This is a genomic window from Delftia sp. DS1230, assembly GCF_040112715.1.
GTDB lineage: Bacteria > Pseudomonadota > Gammaproteobacteria > Burkholderiales > Burkholderiaceae_C > Comamonas > Comamonas tsuruhatensis.
The window spans coordinates 4,166,938-4,190,941 of the sequence record NZ_CP157763.1 but is presented as its reverse complement, the minus strand read 5'-3'; the positions used below and the strand labels follow the sequence as shown (position 1 = coordinate 4,190,941).

At 67.8% G+C, this 24,004-nt stretch carries 20 protein-coding genes; 17 read left to right on the top strand and 3 right to left on the bottom strand.

Going from position 1 to position 24,004, the window contains the following annotated elements; all coding sequences use genetic code 11:
- Positions 1-32: 32 nt before the first annotated feature.
- Positions 33-2,033 carry an acetate--CoA ligase gene (gene acs, locus AAN986_RS18880; RefSeq protein ID WP_016445177.1) on the top strand — a complete coding sequence of 667 codons (2,001 nt, stop codon included), beginning with the start codon at positions 33-35 and terminating at the stop codon, positions 2,031-2,033.
- A gap of 175 nt (positions 2,034-2,208) precedes the next feature.
- A complete protein-coding gene (locus AAN986_RS18875; protein WP_016445178.1) occupies positions 2,209-2,691 on the top strand; it encodes a hypothetical protein in 483 nt (160 codons plus the stop codon).
- 106 nt (positions 2,692-2,797) lie between these two features.
- On the opposite strand, the gene AAN986_RS18870 is transcribed toward AAN986_RS18875, so the two are convergent.
- The gene (locus AAN986_RS18870; protein ID WP_016445179.1) at positions 2,798-3,103 is read right to left on the bottom strand and encodes a c-type cytochrome; all 306 of its coding nucleotides are present in this window, start codon (positions 3,101-3,103) and stop codon (positions 2,798-2,800) included.
- A gap of 107 nt (positions 3,104-3,210) precedes the next feature.
- Between AAN986_RS18870 and AAN986_RS18865 the strand changes: the two genes are divergently transcribed.
- Together AAN986_RS18865 and ilvD are read left to right on the top strand one after the other, a co-directional pair.
- Entirely contained in the window at positions 3,211-3,453 is a 243-nt protein-coding gene (locus AAN986_RS18865; RefSeq protein ID WP_016445180.1) for a TIGR04438 family Trp-rich protein, read from the top strand.
- A 189-nt stretch (positions 3,454-3,642) separates the two neighbouring features.
- On the top strand, positions 3,643-5,502 hold the full coding sequence (ilvD, locus tag AAN986_RS18860; protein WP_016445181.1) for a dihydroxy-acid dehydratase: 1,860 nt from the start codon (positions 3,643-3,645) through the stop codon (positions 5,500-5,502).
- Positions 5,503-5,842: 340 nt separating this feature from the next.
- Here ilvD and bfr read toward each other — a convergent pair whose 3' ends face one another.
- Entirely contained in the window at positions 5,843-6,319 is a 477-nt protein-coding gene (gene bfr / locus AAN986_RS18855) for a bacterioferritin (RefSeq protein WP_016445182.1), read from the bottom strand.
- Positions 6,320-6,584: 265 nt separating this feature from the next.
- Here bfr and AAN986_RS18850 point away from each other — a divergent pair, with 265 nt between their 5' ends.
- From AAN986_RS18850 to AAN986_RS18810, 9 genes are all read left to right on the top strand, one after another.
- Positions 6,585-7,427 (top strand): p-hydroxycinnamoyl CoA hydratase/lyase, encoded by an 843-nt coding sequence (locus tag AAN986_RS18850; RefSeq protein WP_047217622.1) that lies wholly within the window; start codon positions 6,585-6,587, stop codon positions 7,425-7,427.
- 164 nt (positions 7,428-7,591) lie between these two features.
- Positions 7,592-9,763 (top strand): acetate--CoA ligase family protein, encoded by a 2,172-nt coding sequence (locus tag AAN986_RS18845; RefSeq protein WP_047217623.1) that lies wholly within the window; start codon positions 7,592-7,594, stop codon positions 9,761-9,763.
- Positions 9,764-9,869: 106 nt separating this feature from the next.
- Positions 9,870-11,240, top strand: a complete 1,371-nt coding sequence (locus tag AAN986_RS18840; RefSeq protein ID WP_016453086.1) for an MFS transporter — start codon at positions 9,870-9,872, stop codon at positions 11,238-11,240.
- Positions 11,237-13,027, top strand: coding sequence for an acyl-CoA dehydrogenase (locus AAN986_RS18835; RefSeq protein WP_047217624.1), 1,791 nt, complete (start codon positions 11,237-11,239; stop codon positions 13,025-13,027). Before AAN986_RS18840 ends, AAN986_RS18835 begins: the two co-directional genes overlap by 4 nt.
- 109 nt (positions 13,028-13,136) lie before the next feature.
- Positions 13,137-13,601, top strand: a complete 465-nt coding sequence (locus AAN986_RS18830; RefSeq protein ID WP_043789709.1) for a MarR family transcriptional regulator — start codon at positions 13,137-13,139, stop codon at positions 13,599-13,601.
- A gap of 61 nt (positions 13,602-13,662) precedes the next feature.
- Entirely contained in the window at positions 13,663-14,508 is an 846-nt protein-coding gene (gene lgt / locus AAN986_RS18825) for a prolipoprotein diacylglyceryl transferase (protein ID WP_223275185.1), read from the top strand.
- 209 nt (positions 14,509-14,717) lie between these two features.
- Positions 14,718-16,163, top strand: a complete 1,446-nt coding sequence (locus tag AAN986_RS18820) for a malonyl-CoA decarboxylase (protein ID WP_043789634.1) — start codon at positions 14,718-14,720, stop codon at positions 16,161-16,163.
- A 96-nt stretch (positions 16,164-16,259) separates the two neighbouring features.
- Positions 16,260-17,258, top strand: a complete 999-nt coding sequence (locus tag AAN986_RS18815; protein ID WP_026062480.1) for a tripartite tricarboxylate transporter substrate binding protein — start codon at positions 16,260-16,262, stop codon at positions 17,256-17,258.
- Between the two features lie 116 nt (positions 17,259-17,374).
- Positions 17,375-18,529, top strand: coding sequence for an esterase-like activity of phytase family protein (locus tag AAN986_RS18810; RefSeq protein WP_043789635.1), 1,155 nt, complete (start codon positions 17,375-17,377; stop codon positions 18,527-18,529).
- A 12-nt stretch (positions 18,530-18,541) separates the two neighbouring features.
- On the opposite strand, the gene AAN986_RS18805 is transcribed toward AAN986_RS18810, so the two are convergent.
- A complete protein-coding gene (locus AAN986_RS18805) occupies positions 18,542-19,258 on the bottom strand; it encodes a GntR family transcriptional regulator (protein ID WP_047217625.1) in 717 nt (238 codons plus the stop codon).
- 39 nt (positions 19,259-19,297) lie between these two features.
- Between AAN986_RS18805 and AAN986_RS18800 the strand changes: the two genes are divergently transcribed.
- The 4 genes from AAN986_RS18800 to AAN986_RS18785 all read left to right on the top strand — a co-directional run bounded on the left by AAN986_RS18800 (position 19,298) and on the right by AAN986_RS18785 (position 24,000).
- Positions 19,298-20,047, top strand: a complete 750-nt coding sequence (locus AAN986_RS18800) for an enoyl-CoA hydratase/isomerase family protein (RefSeq protein WP_047217626.1) — start codon at positions 19,298-19,300, stop codon at positions 20,045-20,047.
- A gap of 182 nt (positions 20,048-20,229) precedes the next feature.
- Complete coding sequence (locus AAN986_RS18795; RefSeq protein WP_047217627.1) at positions 20,230-21,198, top strand: tripartite tricarboxylate transporter substrate binding protein; 969 nt, start codon at positions 20,230-20,232, stop codon at positions 21,196-21,198.
- Positions 21,199-21,215: 17 nt separating this feature from the next.
- A complete protein-coding gene (locus AAN986_RS18790; RefSeq protein WP_047217676.1) occupies positions 21,216-22,403 on the top strand; it encodes a CoA transferase in 1,188 nt (395 codons plus the stop codon).
- A gap of 43 nt (positions 22,404-22,446) precedes the next feature.
- Positions 22,447-24,000, top strand: coding sequence for a malonyl-CoA synthase (locus AAN986_RS18785; RefSeq protein WP_047217628.1), 1,554 nt, complete (start codon positions 22,447-22,449; stop codon positions 23,998-24,000).
- Positions 24,001-24,004 lie beyond the last annotated feature (4 nt).

The window sequence follows — 24,004 nt, the reverse complement described above, 5'->3', positions numbered from 1 at the left end:
TTTTATTTGGCCAGCCCAGGAGACAAGCAAGCATGAGCACCGCAACAGCATCCCCCATTGAATCGGTACTGGTGGAGAACCGGGTCTTCCCGCCGCCGGCAGACTTTGCCGCCAAGGCCCGCATCTCCGGCATGGAGCAGTACAAGGCGCTGTGCGCCGAGGCAGAGAACGACTACCAGGGCTTCTGGGCCCGCCTGGCGCGCGAGAACGTGGTCTGGTCCAAGCCCTTCACCCAGGTGCTGGACGACAGCAATCCCCCCTTCTTCCGCTGGTTTGCCGATGGCGAACTCAATGCCAGCGCCAACTGCCTGGACAAGCACATGGGCACGGCCGTCGAGCACAAGACGGCCATCATCTTCGAGGCCGATGGCGGCGAGGTCACCAAGGTCAGCTACCGCGAGCTGCTGGAGCGCGTCTCGCAGTTCGCCAACGCGCTCAAGGCGCAGGGCGTGCAAAAGGGTGACCGTGTCCTGATCTACATGCCCATGACCATCGAGGGCGTGGTGGCCATGCAGGCCTGCGCGCGCATCGGCGCCACGCACAGCGTGGTGTTCGGCGGCTTCTCGGCCAAGGCGGTGCAGGAACGCATCGTCGACGTGGGCGCCGTGGCGGTGATCACCGCCAACTACCAGATGCGCGGCGGCAAGGAACTGCCGCTCAAGGCCATCGTGGACGACGCGCTGGCGCTGGGCGGCTGCGAGGCCGTGCGCCATGTCTTCGTCTACGAGCGCACGGCCACGGCCTGTGCCATGACGGCGGGCCGCGACAAGACCTTCGGCGAGATCCTGGCCGGCCAGAGCACGGAGTGCGCGCCCGTGGCCGTGGATTCCGAGCACCCGCTGTTCATCCTCTACACCAGCGGCTCCACCGGCAAGCCCAAGGGCGTGCAGCACTGCACGGGCGGCTACGTGCTGTGGGCCAAGCAGACCATGGAGTGGACCTTCGACCTCAAGCCCAGCGACGTGTTCTGGTGCACGGCCGACATCGGCTGGATCACGGGCCACACCTACGTGGCCTACGGCCCGCTGGCCGCTGGCGCCACGCAGATCGTGTTCGAGGGCGTGCCCACCTTCCCCAATGCGGGCCGCTTCTGGCAGATGATCGAGCGCCACGGCTGCACCATCTTCTACACGGCTCCCACGGCCATCCGCTCGCTGATCAAGGCCGCCGACAGCGATGCCGCCGTGCATCCGAAGAACTGGAACCTGTCCAGCCTGCGCCTGCTGGGCAGCGTGGGCGAGCCCATCAATCCCGAGGCCTGGATGTGGTACCACAAGCATGTGGGCGGCGAGCGCTGCCCCATCGTGGACACCTTCTGGCAGACCGAAAACGGGGGCCACGTGATCGCCCCCATGCCGGGTGCCACGCCGCTGGTGCCGGGTTCGTGCACGCTGCCGCTGCCGGGCATCATGGCCGCCATCGTCGACGAGACCGGCCACGAACTGCCCAACGGCGCAGGCGGCCTGCTGGTGGTCACCAAGCCCTGGCCCAGCATGATCCGCACCATCTGGGGCGACCCCGAGCGCTTCAAGAAGAGCTATTTCCCGGCCGAACTCGGCGGGCAGACCTATCTGGCAGGCGACGGCGCCGTGCGCAGCGAGGACCGGGGCTACTTCCGCATCACCGGCCGCATCGACGACGTGCTCAATGTCTCCGGCCACCGCATGGGCACGATGGAGATCGAATCGGCCCTGGTCGCCAAGACGGATCTGGTGGCCGAGGCCGCCGTCGTGGGCCGCCCCGACGATCTGACCGGCGAGGCCATCTGCGCCTTCGTGGTGCTGAAGCGGGCACGCCCCACGGGCGAGGAAGCCAAGCAGATCGCCAAGGAGCTGCGCGACTGGGTGGCCAAGGAAATCGGCCCCATCGCCAAGCCCAAGGACATCCGCTTCGGCGACAACCTGCCCAAGACGCGCAGCGGCAAGATCATGCGCCGCCTGCTGCGCTCGATTGCCAAGGGCGAGGCCATCACCCAGGACACGAGCACGCTGGAGAACCCGGCCATCCTCGACCAGCTGGCCGAGACGAACTGAGGTCCGACACGACCGCCATGAAGAATCGGAGCCCTGGCTCCGGTTTTTTCTTGGCCGGACTGCGGGCGGCGCCCTGTCTTGCAGTCCTATTTTGTGTGGGCCGACAGCTCAGGCATGATGGTTGCGGTACAACCGAAGCTGTTGCTTTCACCACTGCCGAGGGAGGCCTTTCACCATGAATCTGAGAACCTTGTCGCTGCTGATCACCGTGGCCCTGATCGCGTTGCTGGCGGCATTCAACTGGAACACGCTGGCCGCGCCATCCGTCGTGTCGCTGGGCGTCACCGATGTCCAGGCGCCGCTGGGCGTGCTGATGCTGGCGCTGACCTGCCTGCTGGGCGTGTTCTTCGTCGCCTATGTGCTGTGGCTGCAGGGCTCGGTGCTGATGGAGGCGCGCCGACACGCCAAGGAAATGCAGGCCCAGCGCGACCTGGCCGACAAGGCCGAGGCCTCGCGCTTCACCGAGCTGCGCACCGTGCTGGAAGACCTGCATGCGCGTGACAAGGAGGTGCTGATGGCGCGGCTGGATGCGCTGGAGGCCCATCTGGTGCAGCGCGCCCAGGAGTCGGACAACAGCACGGCCGCCTATGTGGGGCAGCTGGAGCAGCAGGTACGCCTGCACCAGCAGCCCGGCACGGGCGCTGCGGACTACAGGTAAGGGGGCCGGGCCCGGATTCACCGGCGGACCATGAAAAAACCGCGCGACTTGCGTTGCGCGGTTTTTTTGCGGGCCCTGAGGCGGGGCCCCGAAGGAAAGGCGGAGCCTACTTCAGCGACATCACCCAGGCGGCCAGCTTCTTGGCATCGGCTTCGTTGACCTGGGGGTTGGCGGGCATGGGAACCGGGCCCCAGACGCCGCTGCCGCCCTTCATGATCTTGCCTGCCAGCTTGTCCACGGCGTCCTTCTGGCCGGCGTACTTGGCGGCCACATCCTTGTAGGAGGGGCCCACCAGCTTCTTGTCCACTGCGTGGCATGCCATGCAGTTCTTGGAGGTGGCAAGTGCCTGGTCGGCCATGGCGGGGGCCACGGCGGCGACGGTCAGGGCAAATGCAATCAATGTCTGCTTCATCATGAGTTCCTGGGGTGTTGTCGGGAATAATTATGCGAACCATTGTAGTGGGCGCGCATGCGTGATGCGTTACCTCGTGTGAAGCGCTTTGTGGCGAAGGAGAAGTGATGTATCTGTTGGGAATTGCGGTCCTGCTCACCCTGCTCAAGCTGGCCGATATCGAACCTGTCGCCACCTGGTCGTGGTACGTCATCCTGGGCGCCTATGGCTTGACGGCGGCCTGGTGGGCCTGGGCGGACATGTCGGGCTACACCAAGCGGCGCGCGGCTGACAAGATCGAGCAGCGGCGCCTGAAGCGCATCGAAAAGAACAAGGAAGCCATGGGCACGGGCACGCGTTCGCGCCGCTGATCGGATCTGAATTGCGCAGCAGGCTTCGTCGCAGGCGATGCCTGGGGTCTGCAAAGGGGCGGTCCACGCCGGCCGGGGCATTCCTGCGCCCCAGCGGTGCGGCGGGTGCTGCGCCATAATCTTCGCCCAGACCCTGGCCTTCCCCACAGGACCAGGGACGGACCGAGACGACAGACAACTGGATTGCCCATGCCCGCATACCGTTCCAAGACTTCCACCGGCGGCCGCAACATGGCTGGTGCGCGCGCCCTGTGGCGTGCCACCGGCATGAAGGATGGCGACTTCGACAAGCCCATCATCGCCATCGCCAATTCCTTCACGCAGTTCGTGCCCGGCCACGTCCACCTCAAGGACCTGGGCCAGCTGGTGGCGCGCGAGATCGAGGCCGCAGGCGGCGTGGCCAAGGAATTCAACACCATCGCCGTGGACGACGGCATCGCCATGGGCCACGACGGCATGCTGTATTCGCTGCCCAGCCGCGACATCATCGCGGACTCGGTGGAGTACATGGTCAACGCCCACTGTGCCGACGCGCTGGTGTGCATCTCCAACTGCGACAAGATCACCCCCGGCATGCTGATGGCTGCCATGCGGCTGAACATTCCCGTGATCTTCGTCTCGGGCGGCCCCATGGAAGCGGGCAAGACCAAGCTGGCCAATCCCACCACGCACACGCTGGAGTTCAAGAAGCTGGACCTGGTCGATGCCATGGTGATCGCGGCCGACTCCAACTACACCGACGAGCAGGTCGCCCAGGTCGAGCGCTCGGCCTGCCCCACCTGCGGTTCGTGCTCGGGCATGTTCACCGCCAACTCCATGAACTGCCTGACCGAGGCCCTGGGCCTGTCCCTGCCCGGCAACGGCACGGTGCTGGCCACGCATGCCGACCGCGAGGAACTGTTCAAGCGCGCCGGCCGCCGCATCGTCGAGCTGGCCCGCGAGTACTACGAGCAGGAAGACGCATCCGTGCTGCCGCGCTCGGTGGGCTTCAAGGCCTTCGAGAACGCGATGACGCTGGACATCGCCATGGGCGGCTCCACCAACACCATCCTGCACCTGCTGGCCATTGCCCGTGAAGCCGAGATCGACTTCACCATGGCTGACATCGACCGCCTCTCGCGCCAGGTGCCCCAGCTGTGCAAGGTCGCGCCCAACACGCAGAAGTACCACATCGAGGATGTGCACCGCGCCGGCGGCATCTTCGCCATCCTGGGCGAGCTGGCTCGCGCCGGAAAGCTGCACACCGACGTGCCCACCGTGCACGCCAAGACCCTGGGCGAAGGCCTGGCGCAGTGGGACATCACCACCACCCAGGACGAAGCCGTGCGGCACTTCTACCTGGCAGGACCGGCCGGCATCCCTACCCAGGTGGCCTTCAGCCAGAACACGCGCTGGCCCAGCCTGGACCTGGACCGTGCAGAAGGCTGCATCCGCTCCTACGAGCACGCCTTCTCCAAGGAGGGCGGCCTGGCCGTGCTGACGGGCAACATCGCCCTGGACGGCTGCGTGGTCAAGTCGGCCGGCGTGGACGAAAGCATCCATGTGTTCGAGGGCACGGCCCACGTGACCGAGTCGCAGGACGAGGCCGTGCAGAACATCCTGGACGACAAGGTCAAGGCCGGTGACATCGTCATCGTGCGCTACGAAGGCCCCAAGGGCGGCCCCGGCATGCAGGAAATGCTGTACCCGACCAGCTACATCAAGTCCAAGGGCCTGGGCAAGGCCTGCGCGCTGCTGACGGACGGGCGCTTCTCGGGCGGCACCTCGGGCCTGTCCATCGGCCACTGCTCTCCTGAAGCTGCCGCTGGCGGCGCCATCGGTCTGGTGAAGAACGGCGACCGCATCCGCATCGACATTCCCAACCGCAGCATCAACGTGCTGGTCTCCGACGAGGAACTGGCCCGCCGCCGCGCCGAGCAGGATGCCAAGGGCTGGAAGCCCGCCCAGCCGCGCCCGCGCAAGGTCTCGGCCGCGCTCAAGGCCTATGCCAAGCTGGTGATGTCGGCCGACAAGGGCGCCGTGCGCGACCTGTCGCTGCTGGACGACTGACACCGGGCTGCACCGCCGCCCGGCGGTGCGCACCCGATGGAAATGAAAAGGGATGGAAGGCCTTGCGGCTTTCCATCCCTTTTTCTTTTCTCTTCTCTCAGGCCCTCGAGGGCTCTTGTTTCATCGTGGGGCGACCGGCTTGCCGTTTCATCGTGGCTGCCGGTTCGGGCTTTCATCGTGGAGCAAACAGCCCACTCTCATTTATGGGAAGTGCCTGAAAAACTGGCGCGGCCAAAACAAGGGACAGCGAGCAAGGGCTGCCCCGCCGCGAGGCTGTCGTCCCCCTCCCCCGCGAAGCGAGAGAGGGGGAAGGCGCGAAGCGCCTCAGGGGGAGCTTCATTCAGGCCGGTTCGCCCATCTTGCTTTGCAGGTAGTTGGGCAGACCGATCTTCTCGATCAGGCCCAATTGCTTCTCCAGCCAGTAGGCGTGGTCTTCCTCGGTGTCGCGCAGCTGGGCCAGCAGCAGGTCGCGGCTGTTGTAGTCGCCGTGGCGCTCGCACAGGGCCATGGCCGAGCGCAGGCTGTCGCGCACGCGGTATTCGGTGGCCAGGTCCTTACGCAGCATCTCTTCGACGGTCTCGCCGGGCGTGAACTCATGCGGGCGCATGTCGGGGCGGCCGCCCAGGAACAGGATGCGGCGCAGGATGGCGTCGGCGTGCTGGGTTTCCTCTTCCATCTCATGGCCGATGCGCTCGAACAGGCGCAGCAGGCCCTGGTCCTCGTACTGGCGCGAGTGGATGAAGTACTGGTCGCGTGCGGAAAGTTCGCCGCGCAGCAGCTCTATGAGGCATTCGATGACTTCTGGCTGGCCTTGCATGTTCTTCTTCTCCTGACTGTGTTGAACACCGCAAGTATCGCGTGAACCCCCGGATCGGCCAAAACGCCTGCCGCAATTCCCCGCGGGCCGCGCATTGCATGCATGCGCGACGCAGAAGCATTCGCATCGCCACCGGTCTGGGTGGAGGCGGGGCCTAGGGTAAACGCTGTATTGCTATGTCGAATAATAGTTATTTATCATAACGATTATGGATCCGAAGCATCGGTGTCCAACCTCCCATTTCCCTTTTGCACAAGGAAGCGCAATGAGCACCGAACGTACCGAAGAACAGACCGTGTCCTGCACCGTCACAGGCCGCGTGGCCTGGGTGAAATTCAACCGCCCCGAAAAGCGCAATGCCATGAGCCCCCAGCTCAACCGCCAGATGATGCGCGTGCTCGACGACCTGGAGTTTCGTGACGACGTGGGCGTGGTCGTTCTGGCCGGTGAGGGCACGGCCTGGACTGCCGGCATGGACCTGAAGGAATACTTCCGCGAGACCGAGGCCACGGGCCTGGCCGGCACCCGCAAGGCCCAGCGCGAGAGCTATGGCTGGTGGCGCCGCCTGCGCTGGTTCCAGAAGCCGACCATCGCCATGGTCAACGGCTGGTGCTTCGGCGGCGGCTACGGCCCGCTGTTCGCCTGCGACCTGGCCTTTGCCTCGGATGACGCCAAGTTCGGCCTGTCCGAAATCAACTGGGGCATCCTGCCCGGCGGCGGCGCCTCCAAGGTGGCGGTGGAGCTGCTGTCCTTCCGCCGTGCCATGTACCACGCCATGCTCGGCGAGAACATCGACGGCCGCACGGCGGCCGAGTGGGGCCTGGTCAACGAATCCCTGCCGGCCGACCGCCTGCAGGCCCGCGTCACCGAAGTGGCCGAGGCCCTGCTGCAGAAGAACCCCATCGCCCTGAAGGCCACCAAGGACGCCATCCGCCGCGTGCGCGACATGAGCTACGACAACGCCGAGGACTATCTGGTGCGTGCCCAGGAAGCCGCCAACAGCTATGACAACGAAGGCCGCAAGGAAGGCATGCGCCAGTTCCTGGACGACAAGACCTACAAGCCAGGTCTCGGAACCTACGACTTGAGCAAGCAAGTCACCCCCTGAGGCGCTTCGCGCCTTCCCCCTCTCTAACTCGCTTCGCGAGGGAGGGGGACGACACCCTCAGTGCGGGGCGGCGCGGCCGGCTTAGGCCCTTCCTCGGTGTCCCTCGCTTGGGCAGCGTCCACCACGGGCGGTAGGCCTCCCAGCTTTAATCATTGGAGACAAGAATGACAACGACAGAGATGGCGGCCGCCCTGCGGCCCGACATCGGCAGGCTGCTGAGGCCGCGTTCCATCGCCATCGTCGGCGCCTCGGCCACGCCGGGTGCGCTGGGCGCATCGGTGCTGGGCAATCTGGAGCGCAACGGCTTTGCCGGCGACATCCACCTGATCAATCCCAAGCGCAGCGAGATCGCCGGCCGGGCCTGCCTGGCTTCGGTGGACCAGCTGCCCGAGGGCGTTGACGTGGCCGTGCTGGCCATCCCCCAGCCCTTTGTGCTGGACACGGTGCGCGCGCTGGCGGCGCGGCGCGTGGGCGCGGTGGTGATTTTCTCGGCCGGCTTTGCCGAGGCAGGCGAGCGCGGCATGGCCGAGCAGCGCGAGATCGCACGCATCGCCGCCGAGGCCGGCATGGTGGTGGAGGGCCCCAACTGCCTGGGCTGCATCAACTACCTGCAGCGCGTGCCGCTGACCTTTGTCGAAGTGAATATCGACGCGCAGCAGGTCGATGCCGCGCGGCCCGCCATTGGCGTGGTCTCGCAAAGCGGCGCCATGATGACCGTGCTGTGCACCACGCTGGCCAGCCGCGCGCTGCCGCTGTCGCACGCCATCTCCACGGGCAACGAGGCCGCCAGCCATGCCGAGGACTATGTGGACTTCCTGCTGGAGCAGCCTTCCACGCGCGTGGTCGCCATGATCGTCGAGCAGTTCCGCCAGCCCGGGCGCATTCTGGCCGCCGTGGCCCGTGCGCGCAGCCTGGGCAAGTCGGTGGTGCTGCTGCATCCGGGCAAGAGCAGCGCGGCGCGCGCCTCGGCCGCCACGCACACCGGCGCCATGGCCGGCGACTATGCGCTGATGCGCACCAAGCTGGAACGCGCAGGCGCGGTGTTTGCCGAGACGCTGGAGGAGCTGGGCGACATCGCCGAGATCGCCATCCGCTGCCCGGTGCTGCCATCGGCTGGTGCAGCCGGTGCAGCAGCTGCAGCTGGAGTTGCCGTGCTGGGCGAGTCCGGTGCCTTCAAGGCGTTGACGCTGGACTGGGCCGAGGAGCTGGGCCTGGCACTGCCCGCCATCGGCGACGACGACTCGCCCGCGCTGCGGGCTGCGCTGCCCGAGTTCGTGGGCGTGAGCAACCCGCTGGACCTCACGGCCCAGGGCCTGGTCGAGCCGGACCTGTATTTCCGCACGCTGGATGCGCTGTTTGGCGATGCGCGCTTTTCCACCATCATCGTCGGCCTGATCCAGGGCGACCCGGTGACCTGCGGCATCAAGATGCCGCCCGTGCTGCGCGCCGTGCGCGAGCTGCGGCCGGCCAAGCCCGTCATCGTGGCGGGCCTGGACGAGGGCGCGGCCGTGCCTGCCGAGTTCATCGCCGAGATGCGTGCGCTGGGCGTGCCGTATTTCCCCAGCACCGAGCGTGCCTTGCGCGCCGTGCAGCGCCTGACCGCTTTCAGCGAGCGCAGTTTCGAGTGCACCGATGCCCAGCCCGTCGCGCTGGCCCTGCCCGCAGGCCGCACGGTGGTGCCCGAGTACGAATCCAAGGCCGTGCTGGCCCAGGTCGGCGTGCCGTTTGCGAAGGGCCGCCTGGCCACCTCGGCCGAGCAGGCCGTGGCGATTGCGGCGGAGATCGGCTGGCCCGTGGCGCTCAAGGCGCAGTCGGCCGACCTCAGCCACAAGAGCGATGCAGGCGGCGTGATCCTGAACATTGCCGATGCGCAGGCCATGGGCGAGGCCTGGAGCCGGCTGCATGCGAATGTGGCCGCCTATGACAGCGCCATTGCGCTGGACGGCGTGCTGGTCGAGGCCATGGGGCGGCGTGGCCTGGAGATGATCATCGGCGCGCGCAACGATCCGCAGTGGGGCCCCGTGATCCTGGCGGGCCTGGGTGGCGTGACGGCCGAGATCATGCGCGATGCGCGCCTGCTGGACGCCGACCTGTCCACCGGCGAGGTGCTGCGCGAGCTGGACCGCCTGCAGGGCGCTCCGCTGCTGCACGGCTACCGTGGCGCCCCGGCGCTGGACCGCCAGGCGCTGGCCGAACTCATCGTGCGCCTGGGCCAGGTGCTGCGCGGCACGCCGGCCATCCGCGAGATCGACCTCAACCCGGTCATCGTGCTGCCCGAAGGGCAGGGCGTGGTGGCGCTCGATGCGCTGATGCTGGTCGAGCACAGCGCCGGCTGATGCCCGCGCAAGGGCTGGCGCGGCGCGCCGGCCCTTTTCATGCGCAGCCCTGTCTCGCTTTCCCGCTTTCTTTTTTCCGCTTTCCCTTCCTCCACAGGAGGTCTCCATGAGCCTGCCTTACCCGCCGGGCCGCGTGTCCACGCCCGCGCCGGCCGAGTCGAACGGACTCGGCTATGCCTACTACGTCACCATCATCCTGCTGCTGGCCTACACCCTGTCCTTCGTGGACCGGCAGATCCTGGGCCTGCTGGTGCAGCCCATCAAGAAGGATCTGCAGCTGTCGGACTGGGTCTTCAGCATCGTCCACGGCTTTGCCTTCGCCATCTTCTACACCTTCGTCGGCATCTTCCTGGGGCGCCTGGCCGACCGCTGGAACCGCCGCAACCTCATCGTCATCGGCATGGCGATCTGGGTGGTGGCCACGGCGGCGGGCGGCTATGTCACGGGCTTCGTCTCGCTGTTCGTGGCGCGCATGTTCGTGGGCGTGGGCGAGGCGGCACTGTCGCCGGCGGCCTATTCCATGCTGGCCGACTATTTCCCGCCCGAGCGCCGCGCACGCGCCATGAGCATCTACACCTCGGGCGTGTACATCGGCTCGGCCACGGCCTTCATCGTGGGCGGCCTGGTCATCCAGGCCACCAGCCAGGCCGGCGAGGTGGTGTTCCCGCTGCTGGGCAGCTTCAAGCCCTGGCAGGCGGCCTTCATCTTCGTGGCCCTGCCCGGCATTCCGCTGGTGGCGCTGATGTACACCGTGCGCGAGCCGGTGCGCCGGGGCCTGCAGGCCCGGGCCGCGTCCGCCAAAGTGGCCGCGCCCGCGGGACCGGCGCCCGACCTGTCCCATGTGTTGCGCAACAAGCGCGCCTTCCTGCCGCTGCTGCTGGCGCCGGGCATCACGGCCATGATCACCTTCGGCGTCACGGCCTGGCTGCCGGCCACCTTCATCCGCCAGTGGGGCTGGACGCCTGGCGAGATCGGCCCGGCCTACGGCGTCATCATCCTGACCTTCGGCATTGGCGGCATGCTGCTCAGCGGCTTCCTGGCCGACTACCTCACGGCGCGCGGCAAGCAGGTGGGATCGATCGTCATCTCGCTGGTGGCCACCGGCGTGCTCGTCATCACCGGCCTGGTGCTGGCCTTTGCGCCCACGCCCACGGTGGCGCTGGTGGCCGTGGCGGCCACCACCTTCTTCCTGGGCATGCCGGTGGCGCTGGCGCCGCCGATCCTGCAGGCGGTCACGCCCAACCAGCTGCGCGGCCAGGTGACTTCCATCTACCTGCTGCTGATCAACCTGATCGGGCTGGGGCTCGGCCCCTTCCTCGTGGCATTTTTCACGGACTTCGTCTTCCATGACGAAAAGCTCGTGGGCCTGTCGCTGGGCCTGGTGTCCGCACTGGCCGCGTTGCTGTCCGTGCTGTGCCTGGCCAGCGCCATCGGTCCCTACCGCCGCCTGGTCGCGGCCACGGAGGGCCGGGCATGAGCGCGCAGGCATCACATTGCTCGCACTACCAGCCGCCGCTGCAGGACATCCGCTTCGTCCAGCAGCACTGGCTGGGCGCCGAGGGCGACTGGCGCCGCATGCCGGCCCATGAAGCCCTGGACCAGGAGACGGCCGACATGGTGGTCGAGGCGGCCGGGCGCTTTTGCGCCGACGTGCTGGCCCCGCTCAACGGCCCGGCCGACCTGCAAGGCTGCCGCCTGGAGCAGGGCAGGGTGCGCACGCCCGACGGCTTTCCCGCCGCCTATGCAGCCTTCGTGGAGGCAGGCTGGCCCGCACTGGCCTGCGCCCCCGACGCTGGCGGCCAGGGCCTGCCCCAGCTGCTGGACGCCGCGCTGCACGAAATGCTGGCCTCGGCCAACCATGGCTGGACCATGTATCCGGGCATCCTGCACGGCGCCTATGCCTGCCTGCACGCGCATGGCGACGAGCACCTGCGCGCCACCTACCTGCCACACATCGTCAGCGGCCGCTGGCTGGCCACCATGTGCCTGACCGAGCCCCAGGCCGGCTCCGACCTGGGCCTGCTGCGCAGCCAGGCCAGGCCCCGCGGCGATGGCAGCTACAGCCTGGACGGCAGCAAGATCTTCATCTCGGGCGGCGACCAGGACATGAGCGAGAACATCGTCCACCTGGTGCTGGCGCGCCTGCCCGATGCGCCTGAGGGAACGCGCGGCCTGTCGCTGTTCCTGGCGCCGCGCGGCATTCCCCGGGACGACGGCAGCTTTCTGCCCAACGCCATCCACTGCGACGGCATCGAAAAGAAGATGGGCATCAAGGGCAGCGCCACCTGCGCCATGCGCTTCGAGGGCGCGCAGGCCTGGCTGGTGGGCCAGCCCCACCAGGGCCTGGCTGCCATGTTCGTGATGATGAACTCGGCCCGCCTGCACGTGGGCCTGCAGGGCCTGGGTCATGCCGAGATGGCCTGGCAGCTGGCGCGCGCCTATGCGGCCGAGCGACGCCAGATGCGCGCCCAGCCCCGGCCTGCCGATGCGCAGGGCCCCGCCGACCCCATCGCCCTGCAGCCGGCCGTGCAGCGCATGCTGGCCGACCTGCGCGTCTGGACCGAAGGCATGCGCGCCATTGCAGGCTGGGTGGCGCACCAGCTGGACCTGGCCGAACAGGCGCCGGATGCCGAGGAGCGCGCCCAGGCCCATGCGCTGGCCTCGCTGCTCACGCCCGTGGTCAAGTCCTTCTTCACCGAGCGGGGCTTTGCGCTGGCCAGCGAGGCGCTGCAGGTCTTCGGCGGCTACGGCTATGTGCACGAGTACCGTATCGAGCAGACGCTGCGCGATGCCCGCATCGCCATGATCTACGAAGGCACGAACCAGATCCAGGCGCTGGACCTGCTGCAGCGCAAGGTGGCCTCCAGCGGCGGTGCCGCGCTGGCGCCGCTGCTGAAGGTGCTGCGTGAAGAGGCCGATGCCTGCGACGCCGCGGGCATGGAGACCGGCTTTGCAGGCGCGCTGCGCAGCTGGGCCGAGCGCATGCAAGCGCTGACGGGCGAGCTGTGTACCGGCGCTGCCGGCGACAGGCAATTGCTGGCGCGTTGTGCCGAGGACTACTTGCGACTGGTCGGCACGCTGTGCATGGCCTTTGCCTGGGCACGCGCGGCGCGCGTCAGCCTGCCGCTGGCCGATCCGGCGCTGCGCCGCTCCAAGGCGGACAGCGCGGCCTGGTTCCTTGCGCATGGCCTGCTGGATGCGGAGCACTGGCTGCGCCGTACCGAGGCCGCTGCCCGTACACCGCTGCCAGCCGCCGTGGCTTGAGCGGGCTGCCGGGGCTTTTATGATGGAACGCCGCACCGGCCCTGCAGAACCGCAGGCGCCGGTGCGGCCTTGCCTCGTTGCGCCTTCTTCCTCTTCCGGATCCGTGTCCATGGACAGCTCCTTCGAACCCGCCGTCGACCAGTCGCGCCTGCAGCGCTTTCTGGGCTACCGCCTCACGCGCGCGGAAATCCACATCCACAAGCTGTTTGCGCGGCGCGTGGCCGAACTGGACCTCAAGCCCAGCGAGTTCTCCATCCTGGTGCTGATCCACTCCAATCCCGGCATCTACCTGCGCCAGCTGGGCGAGGCGCTGGACATCTCGCCCTCCAACCTGGTGCCCGTGGTCGAGCGCCTGGTGCAGCGCGGCCTCATCGGGCGCCAGCCCGATCCGCGCGACCGCCGGCTGCAGCAGCTGCACCTGACGGACGACGGCAGCGCACTGCAGGCGCGGGCCGAAGGCGTGGTGGTGCAGCTGGAAGACGAACTGGAGCAATTGCTCACCGCCACCGAGCAGCGCCATCTGCTGTCTGCCCTGGACAAGCTCACGGCCATCCAGGAAGGCCCGCAAGGCTGAGCGGGCGGGACGCCATCTTTCCAACCCCTGGCCGGCGCCGGCCATGCGGCGCTGCGGCACAATGCCGACCATGCTGATGTACCCGCAGATCGATCCCGTGGCCCTGCAGATCGGGCCCCTCGCCGTGCACTGGTACGGCCTGACCTATCTGGCCGCCTTCGGCCTCTTCCTCTGGCTGGGCACGCGCAGGTTGCGCCACCCGCCCTTCGTGCGCATGCAGGGCGACCGTGCCTGGACGCGCAAGGACGTGGAAGACATTCTTTTCCTGGGCGTGCTCGGCGTGGTCGTCGGCGGGCGGCTCGGCTACTGCCTGTTCTACAAGCCCGGCTACTACCTCAGCCATCCGCTGGAAATCTTCTACGTCTGGCAGGGCGGCATGAGCTTTCATGGCGGGCTGATCGGCGTCATCGGCTCCATGGTCTGGTTCGCGCGCTCGCGCGCACGCTCGTGGCTGGAGGTGGCCGACTTCGTCGCGCCCTGCGTGCCCACGGGCCTGGCGGCGGGCCGTGTCGGCAACTTCATCAATGGCGAACTGTGGGGCCGCTTTGCCAGCCCCGAGCTGCCCTGGGCCATGGTCTTCCCGCAAAGCGGCTCCATGCTGCCGCGCCATCCTTCGCAGGTCTACCAGTTCCTGCTCGAAGGCCTGCTGCTGTTCGTGCTGCTGTGGCTGTATGCACGCAAGGAGCACAAGCCGGGCCAGGTGGCGGCGGTCTTCCTGACCGGCTATGGTGCCTTCCGCTTCATTGCCGAGTACTTCCGCGAGCCTGACGACTTCCTGGGCCTGCTGTCGCTGGGGATGAGCATGGGCCAGTGGCTGTGCGTGCCCATGGTGATCGGCGGCATTGCCATGTGGCTCTGGGCGGCGGGGCGTCCGGCCTATCCGGCCCATGCGGGCAAGCCGGCCTGAATCTGGCTGGACACAATGCGAAGCGGGCCCTGGGCCCGCTTTCTTTTTGGCGTGGCGCGCGCGTGCTGGGGATTGCCCGAAGACAAGAACGCGACATCGGCGTACACGCGCTGGCGTACAGACTCCCATAATGTGAGCAGCAAGGGATTGTCATTGGCCCGTTGGCGGCATGACAGTCCCGTGACCGCTTGATATGGAGGAGTGTCTGAATGGGTCTGGCTACCGACTGGATTGCCCGCAATGTGTCCCGCTTTCGCAGCACCGAGGCCGCTGCGCCTGCAAAAAAGGCCGAAGGCGATGCAGCCAAGGCTCCCGCGCCGCGCGGCACGGCCCAGCGCCTGCAGGCCACCCTGCGCCGAGGCCAGGAAGTGCTGTCCCCGCGCGAGTTGCGCAAGCTCATGGAAGACCTGCAGGCGGCCGCCGACGCAGCGCTCAGCGATGTCGAGGGTGGCCGCCACGCGCAGCAGCTGATGGACTGGTATGCCCAGGCCGAGCTGCCGGCGCGCCAGGATTTCTGGGCGCTGATCGTCGAGCAGTTCGGCCCCGACACCGACGCCTTGATGACCGCACGCAAGCGCTATGACACGGCCACCAGCGACGCCGAGCGCGGCCATGCCGAGATGGATCTGCGCCGCGCGCTGATGTCGCCGCGCACGCGGCTGCTGCAGCGGTTTGCCCAGCCGCAGGGCGGCATGGGCTTTCTGGTGGACCTGCGTGCCGAACTGCTGGCCCTGCCCAAGGCGGAACAGCAGCGCTTTTCCGCGCTGGATGCCGAGCTGGAGCATCTGTTTTCCACCTGGTTCGACGTGGCCCTGCTGGAGCTGCGCCGCCTGAGCTGGGACTCGCCGGCCTCGCTGATCGAAAAGCTCATCCAGTACGAGGCCGTGCACGACATCCGCAGCTGGGCCGATCTCAAGAACCGCCTGGACAGCGACCGCCGCTGCTACGGCTTCTTTCACCCCCGCATGCCCACCGTGCCGCTGATCTTCGTGGAGGTGGCGCTGGTGGACAAGATGTCCGACAGCATTGCCCCACTGCTGGACGAGACCGCCGCAGCCTCCGACCTGGGCCGCGCCACCACGGCCATCTTCTACTCCATCAGCAACACCCAGACCGGCCTGCGTGGCGTGAGCTTCGGCGACTCGCTGATCAAGCATGTGGTGGAGACGCTGACGGGCGAATTCCCCCGGCTGCGCCATTTCGCCACGCTGTCGCCCATTCCGGGCCTGCGCGCCTGGATCGCCAAGCACGGCGACGCCATCCTGGAGAAGATGGACGAGCGCCAGCGCAAGGCCTTCGAGCTCAAGGCCGGCGGCACGGGCGCCGAGCACCTGCTGGCGGCGCTGGATGCGCCGCAGGATCTCAAGCCCGACGCGCCTGTGCGCCGCGCCCTGCTGTTTTGCGCTGCCCACTATCTGGGGCGCGAGACGGCCAAGGGCCGGCCGCTGGACCCGGTGGCGCGCTTTCACCTGGGCAACGGCGCGCGCGTGGAGCGGCTCAACTGGGCGGCCGACCTGTCGGCCAAGGGACTCAAGCAGTCGCTGGGCCTGATGGTCAACTATCTCTACGACCTCAAGCGCCTGGACAAGCATCGCGGCCTGCTGGCGCAGGGCCGCATACCGGTGTCCTCGGACATCGAAGCCCTGTGCAAATGAAAAGGGGCGCGGCGCAGGCCGTGCCCCTTTTCTTGCACAGGGATTGCTGCGCCTGACAACGAAGACAGCCTCAAAGAGGCGACAAGGAGACAAGTCATGCAAGCTTCCCACCCCACGGGGCGGCGCGCGGTGTTGCGCGCGGCCGGGGCCTCGATGGCCGCGCTGGCCCTGCCCATGGCAGCCCGCGCCGCGACGGACTGGCCGTCCAAACCCGTGAACCTGGTCGTGCCGTTTCCGGCCGGCGGGGGCACCGATGCCTTTGCCCGGCCGTTCTCGGCCCAGTTCGCCAAGAGCGCGGGCAAGACCCTGGTGATCGACAACCGTGGCGGCGCAGGCGGCACCCTGGGCGCCAGCTACGCGGCCAAGCTGGCGCCGGACGGCTACAACTTCTTCATGGGCGGCACCCACCATGTGATTGCGCCGTCCATGTACCCCCGCCTGGACTATGACCTGGAGCGCGACTTCGTCGCGCTGGCCCTGCTGGCCAGCGTGCCCCAGGTGCTGGTGGTCAACCCGCGCAACGTGCCGGGCAAGACCGTGCAGGAGCTGCTGGCCGACCTGCGCAAGCGGCCGGGCAAGCTCAACTACGCCTCGGCGGGCGCGGGCACATCGCACCATCTGGCCGGAGAGCTGTTCAAGCTGCAGACCAATACCTTCATCACCCACATTCCCTATCGAGGCGCAGGCCCGGCGCTGCAGGACCTGATCGCCGGCAATGTGGACATGATGTTCGACGGCCTGGGCTCCTCGGCCCAGCACATCAAGAGCGGACGCATCCGTGCGCTGATGGTCTCGGGCGACAAGCGCAACCCCGCCTTCCCCGACGTGCCCTGCGCGGCCGAGTCCGGCCTGCCCGACTACACGGTCACCACCTGGTACGGCCTGTGGGCGCCCAAGGGCACGCCGCAGGCGGTGCAGGCCCAGGTCATCGACCAGGTGCAGCGCATAGGCTCGGCCGAAGAGATCAAGTCCATCTGGGCGCGCAACGGCGCCGACTACGGCGGCATGAATCAGCAGCAGTTCGCGGCCATGGTGCATGGCGAGATCGCGCGCTGGGCCCAGGTGGTCAAGGCCTCGGGCGCCAAGCTGGAGTAGCGGACGAGGGGCCGGTCAGGGCGGGGGCAGGGCGGCGGCATGCGCGTGCATGTCACCACCCTGTCACGGGCCTTGGCTACGGTCCATCCCTTCTGAGATCCATCCTGGGAGGGAATATGAACAAGGCAGACAAGGTCCGCTCGCCCGCATCCGTGCTGCTCGCGCTGGTCCTGGCTTTCGGCACGGCCACGGGCCTGGCAGGCTGCGGCGGCAGCGACGACGGCCCCGAGACCATCGGCTCGCTGCGGCTGATCGGCGACTACAGCATCAAGACCAAGACACTGTTCGACGGCGTGGAGTTCGGCGGCATCTCCGGCCTGGACCGCGCGCCCGATGGCAGCTACTGGGCCATCTCCGATGAGCGCGGCGGCGAGCGCGGCACGCCGCGCTTCTACAACCTGGGCATTCAGTTCGATGACAAGGCCATCCAGGCCGTGACCATCCGCAAGATGGTCACGCTCAAGGGCCGCGACGGCCAGCCCCTGCCCGGCACGCGCCGCACCGTGGACCCCGAAGGCATCCGCGTGGCGCCCAACGGCAACCTCTACGTGTCCAGCGAGGGCAACTTCAGCACCGACCCCGCCAGCCTGTTCCAGCCCTTCGTGCGCGAGATCAGGGTGGACGGCAGCTTCGTGCGCGACTTCGAGACGCCTGCGGCCTTCAACTACGTGGACAACACCACCAGCGGAGGGCGCAACAACAAGCTGTTCGAGGCCCTGGCCGTCACGCCCGACGGCAGCGTGTTCACGGCCAACGAGGATGCGCTGGTGGAAGACGGCCCCCTCACCACGCTGGCGGCGGGCAGCGTGGTCCGCGTCCTCAAGCTCGATCCGGCCACGGGCAAGTCCGGCGCGCAGTACGTCTACCAGCTGCCGAAGATTCCGCTGGACAAGGCCGCCAGCGGCAGCTTTCCGCCGGACAACGGCCTGCCCGAGCTGCTGGCGGTCTCCAACCACGAGTTCATCGCCATCGAGCGCGCCTTTGCCGACGGCGTAGGCAACACCATCCGCCTGACGCGCGCCACCATCGAGCCGGACACCACCGATGTGCGCAGCTTCAAGAGCCTGGTGGGCGCCAGCTACAAGCCCATGAAGCGCGAGCTGCTGCTGGAGATGCCCGTGACCTACCAGGGCGTTAAGCTGGACAACATCGAAGGCATCTCCTGGGGCCCGCGCCTGGCCAACGGCAACCGCACCCTGGTGCTGGTGGCCGACAACAACTTCGCGGACAACCAGGTCACGCAGTTCCTGGCCTTCGAAGTGCGGCCCTGAGCCCTCTTCGGGCTATCTCGGCTTGCGCGGGCGTTCATAGCCTGCGCTTGCGGGCGCGCCCAGCACCATGTCGGTGAAGGCGCTGCCGCCTGCGCAGATGTGCTGGCGCATGGCCTCGGCGGCCACCTCCGCCTGGCCCGCGCAGATCGCAGACACCACGGCCACGTGCTCCTGCTGCGAGCGCGCCAGCCGGCCCGGCTTCTCGAACATCCGGCCCCGGTAGGGCGTGATGCGCAGCCGCAGCAGCCGGGTCTGTTCCACGATGAAGTCGTTGCCGCTGGCCTCGTATATCAGTTCGTGCAGCTGCATGTTGGCCTGCACATAGCCTTCGGCATCCTGCGCCTGGGCGCAGGCGGCGGTGTGCGCCAGCGCCGCCTGCAGCCGCTCGCGCAGCTGCGCATGGATGCGCGTGGCAGCCAGCCGGGCCAGCACGCCTTCCAGCTCGGCCAGGCCTTCCATCATGGCCACCAGCTCGCGCGCATCCAGCCGCCGCACATAGATGCCCGAGCGCGGAACGATCTCCACCAGCCCCTTGGCCACCAGCAGCAGCAGCGCCTCGCGCACGGGAGTGCGCGAGGCGCCGAAGCGTTCGCACAGGGCCGGCTCGTCGATGGCGTCGCCGGGCCGCATGGCGCCCGAGCGCAGCTCGTCTTCCAGCGATTGCCGTATACGCTCCTGCAGGCTGGACGTGGCCGGGGTTTTCTCCAATGGCTGCTTGGCTGGAAGCATTTTCTAATTCAAATATATCTGATTGACTGACTGATACATATGACACCCAGACTCGACATCCAGGATCACCTGGCCACCATCACGCTGCAGCGTCCCGAAGCGGCCAACAAGCTGGCCCCCGAAGACCTGGGCACGCTGGTCGCGCATGTGGAGCATATCAACCACCGCGACGATGTGCGCGTGGTGGTGCTGCGCAGCGAAGGCAAGTACTTTTGCAGTGGTTATGATATATCAGAGATCCAGGGCAGCCAGACCGAGGGCAGCAGCTTCGGCGAGATGGTGGACGCCATCGAGCAATGCCGCGCCGTGACCGTGGCCGCCATCCACGGCGGCGTCTACGGCGGCGCCACCGACATGGCCCTGGCCTGCGACTTTCGCGTGGGCAGCACGGCGGCCGAGATGTTCATGCCGGCCGCGCGCCTGGGCCTGCATTTCTACGCCGGCGGGCTGGAGCGCTATGTCTCGCGCCTGGGCCTGGACACGGCCAAGCGGCTGTTCCTGACCTGCGAGCGCATCCAGGCCCCGGAGATGAAGGCCTGCGGATTCCTCACCCATCTGGCCGATCACGCCGCCTTCGCCGCGGCCGTGGAGCAGCTCACCGGCACGCTGGCCGCCATGGCTCCCATCCCCCTGTTCGGCATGAAAAAGCACCTGAACCTGATCGCGCGCGGCCGCCATGACGTGGCCGAGATCACGCGCGAGGTGCAGCGCAGCATCGCCTCCGAAGACCTGCAGGAAGGCGGCCGGGCCTGGCGCGAGAAACGCAGCCCGGAGTTCAAGGGGCGCTGAACCGCATCCTTCCGCATACACGCAGATTGCCCGTGGTGCTGCCTACCGCCCACAGCCCACGGAACCGGCGCGGCCCAACCCGGGGACACCGAGGAAGGGCCGCTCCCGCACCGAGGGTGTCGTCCCCCTTTGGGGGAAGGCGCGCAGCGACTCAGGGGGTATCAATAAACAGGAGACAAGCCATGTTCAAGCGTTTTGCACTGTCGTTGCTGCTGGCCGGATTGGCCGGTGGCGCGATGGCCCAGTCCTATCCCGCCCGGCCCGTCACGCTGGTCGTGGGATTTCCACCCGGCGGCGGCGCCGACGCGGTGGCGCGCATCGTGGCCGACAAGGTCGGCAAGATCCTGGGCCAGCCCCTGCTGGTGGACAACCGCCCGGGCGCCGGCACCACGCTGGCCTCCGAGCATGTGGCGCGTGCAGCGCCCGACGGCTACACGCTGCTGCTGGGCAGCGCCAATATCTATGGCTCGGACCAGCTGCTCTACAAGAGCGCGCGCTATGACGGCGCGCGCAACTTCACGGGCATCACGCGCTGGAGTTCGGCCCCCATGCTGCTGGCCGTGCGCAAGGATTTTCCGGGCCAGGGCGTGGGCGATCTGGTGGCGCTGGCGCGCAGCCAGCCCGACAAGCTCAGCTATTCCTCCTCGGGCGCAGGCGTGATCACGCACCTGGCCACGCTGTCGTTCGCGGGCGCCAGCGGCGGGCTGCGCATGCTGCATGTGCCGTTCAAGGGCGGTGCGCCATCGATACAGGCCGTGGCCGCCGGCGATGTGGACCTGACCTTCGGCACACCGCCCTCGGTGCTGCCGCTGGCCCAGGCGGGCAAGCTGCGCATGCTGGCCGTGAGCACGGCCGAGCGCTCCCCGCTGTTTCCCGAGCTGCCTGGCATGAAGGAGTCCGGCGTGCCGGGTTTTGACTACACGTTCTGGTTCGGCCTGTTCGCCCCGGCGGGTCTGCCCGAAGACGTGGCGAAGAAGCTGTTCGATGCCAGCACCAAGGCGCTGGAAGACCCCGATGTGAAGGCCAGGCTGGCCAAGCAGGGCAATCTGGCCGCGCCCTCGGCATCCCTAGAAGAATTCCGCGCCTGGGCCCTCAAGGAAGGGCAGGAGTCCAAGGCCCTGACCCAGCGTTCCGGCGCCGGATTGCAGTGAATATGAATGAGCAAACCATGAATGAACAAGCCACGGGCCTGCCGCTGGAAGGCCTTACCGTCATCGACCTCACGCGCGTGCTGGCCGGACCCATGTGCACTCAGATGCTGGCCGACCTGGGCGCGCGCGTGATCAAGGTGGAGCAGCCCGGCACGGGCGACGATGCGCGCGGCATCGGGCCGTTTGTGGACGGAGGGTCGGCCTATTTCCTGTCGGTGAACCGCAACAAGGAATCCATTGCGCTGGACCTCAAGCAGCCGCAGGACCGCGAGGTCTTCGAGCGCCTGCTGCAAGGCGCCGATGTGCTGGTCGAGAACTTTCGCCCCGGCACCATGGACAAGCTCGGCTATGGCTGGGAGACCCTGCATGCACGCCATCCCCGGCTGGTGATGACCTCGGTCTCGGGCTTTGGCCAGACGGGGCCCTACAGCGGCTTTCCCGCCTACGACATGGTGGTGCAGGCCATGAGCGGCATGATGAGCGTGACCGGCCACCCGGACGCCGGGCCCTGCCGCGTGGGCGTGTCCATCGGCGACCTGGGCGCGGGCCTGTACGCGGTCATCGGCACACAGGCGGCCTTGATGCGCCGCTCGCGCACGGGGCAGGGCGAGCGCGTCGATGTCTCCATGCTCGACTGCCAGGTGGCCTTGCTGGAAAACCCCGTGGCCCGCCTGGGCGCGCTGGGCAGCGTGCCGGGGCCTATCGGCACGCGGCATCCCTCCATGGCGCCCTTCGATGTGTTCGCGGCGCAGGACGGCTGGTTCGTCATCGCCGTGGGCAGCGATGCGCTGTTTCGCAAGCTCTGCGGCCTGCTGCAATTGCCCGAACTGGCCGAGGACGCGCGCTTTGCCGGCAACGCGCAGCGGTGCGAGCACCAGGCCGAGCTCAAGGCCGCGCTGCAGGCGCGCCTGCGGGACAGTCCCAGGGCGCATTGGCTGGGGTTGCTCACTGATAATGGCATCCCGGCGGGGGAGTACAACAGCGTGGCTGACATCGTCGAGCACCCCCAGGTGCGCGAGCGCGGCATGCTGGCCCAGGTGCAGACCCCCAGCGGCCAGACGCTGCGCGTGGCGGGCAATCCCTTGCAGGCCTCGCTCGGCCAGCCCCTGGTGCGCAGGCAGCCGCCCGCGCTGGACGCGGACCGCGAGCGCATCCTGCGCGAGCTGTCCGTGGCGCCGCCTTCGCCAATCCATGAACGTGCCTGAGATTTCCCGGTCCCCAGCGGATTCTTCCTTCTTCTTCACAGCCATGACCAACCGCAATCTGTTCGCTGCCTTGCGCGCCGCCTTTCCCCAGGATCTGCAAAAGTGGGCCGTAGAGGCCATAGGCGCTGACGGCGCCAGCCTGTTCTACAGCTGGGCCGACCTGGACCGTGGCAGCGCGCGCATGGCCAACCTGCTGCAGTCGCTGCAGCTGCCGCCCGCCAGCCGCATCGCCGTGCAGGTGGACAAATCGGTGGAAGCGCTGATGCTCTACCTGGCCACGCTGCGCAGCGGCCATGTCTTTCTGCCGCTGAACACCGCCTACCAGGCCGCCGAGATCGAGTACTTCGTGGGCAATGCCGAGCCCGCCGTCGTGGTCTGCACTCCGGCCAATTTCAGCTGGGTGTCCAAGATCGCCTTCACCTCGGGCGTGGCCCATGTCTACACCCTGGGCGACGACCGCAGCGGCACGCTGCTGGAGCGCGCCGCCCACCATGGCGACGAGCAAGAGGTGGTGGAGCGCGGCGAGGACGATCTGGCCGCCATCCTCTACACCAGTGGCACCACGGGCCGCAGCAAGGGGGCGATGCTCACGCACGGCAACATGCTGTCCAACGCCGAGACGCTCAAGGACTACTGGGGCTGGCAGGACGGCGACGTGCTCATCCACGCGCTGCCCATCTTCCATGTGCATGGCCTGTTCGTGGCCATCCATGGCGCGCTGCTCAACGGCAGTCCCATGATCTGGCTGGCCAGGTTCGAACCCGGCACGGTGATCTCGCGCATGCGTGACGCCACCGTCTTCATGGGCGTGCCCACGCTCTATGTGCGCATGCTGGCCGATGCGCGGCTCACGCGCGAGGCGGCGGCCCACATGCGGCTGTTCATCTCGGGCTCGGCACCCATGCTGGTGGAGACGCACCGCGACTGGCAGGAGCGCACCGGCCACGTCATCCTGGAGCGCTACGGCATGAGCGAGACCATCATGCTGACCTCCAACCCCTACCGTGCCGATGACCGCAACGGCGGCCAGTCCGAGCGCCGCGCCGGCACCGTGGGCTTTGCGCTGCCCGGCGTGGGCGTGCGCATCGTGGACGACGCAGGCCAGCCGGTGGCCGTGGGCGAGATCGGCAACATCCAGGTGCGCGGCCCCAATGTGTTCAAGGGCTACTGGCGCATGCCCGAGAAGACGGCTGAGGAGTTCACGGCCGATGGCTGGTTCCGCACGGGCGACGTGGGCAAGCTCGACGAGCGGGGCTATGTCAGCATCGTGGGCCGCAGCAAGGACCTGATCATCTCGGGCGGCTACAACGTCTATCCGGCCGAGATCGAAGGCTTCATCAACGAGCTGCCCGGCGTGGCCGAAAGCGCCCTGGTCGGCGTGCCGCACCCCGACTTCGGCGAGGTGGGCGTGGTGGTGGTGGTGCCGCGTCCTGGCGCTTCGCTCGAGCCCCAGGCGGTGGTCGATGCGCTCAAGGGCCAGCTGGCCAATTTCAAGATTCCCAAGCGCTGCTTCGTGGTGCAGGAGCTGCCGCGCAACACCATGGGCAAGGTGCAGAAGAATCTCCTGCGCGACCAGCACAAGCAGTTGTTCGCCTGAGTGG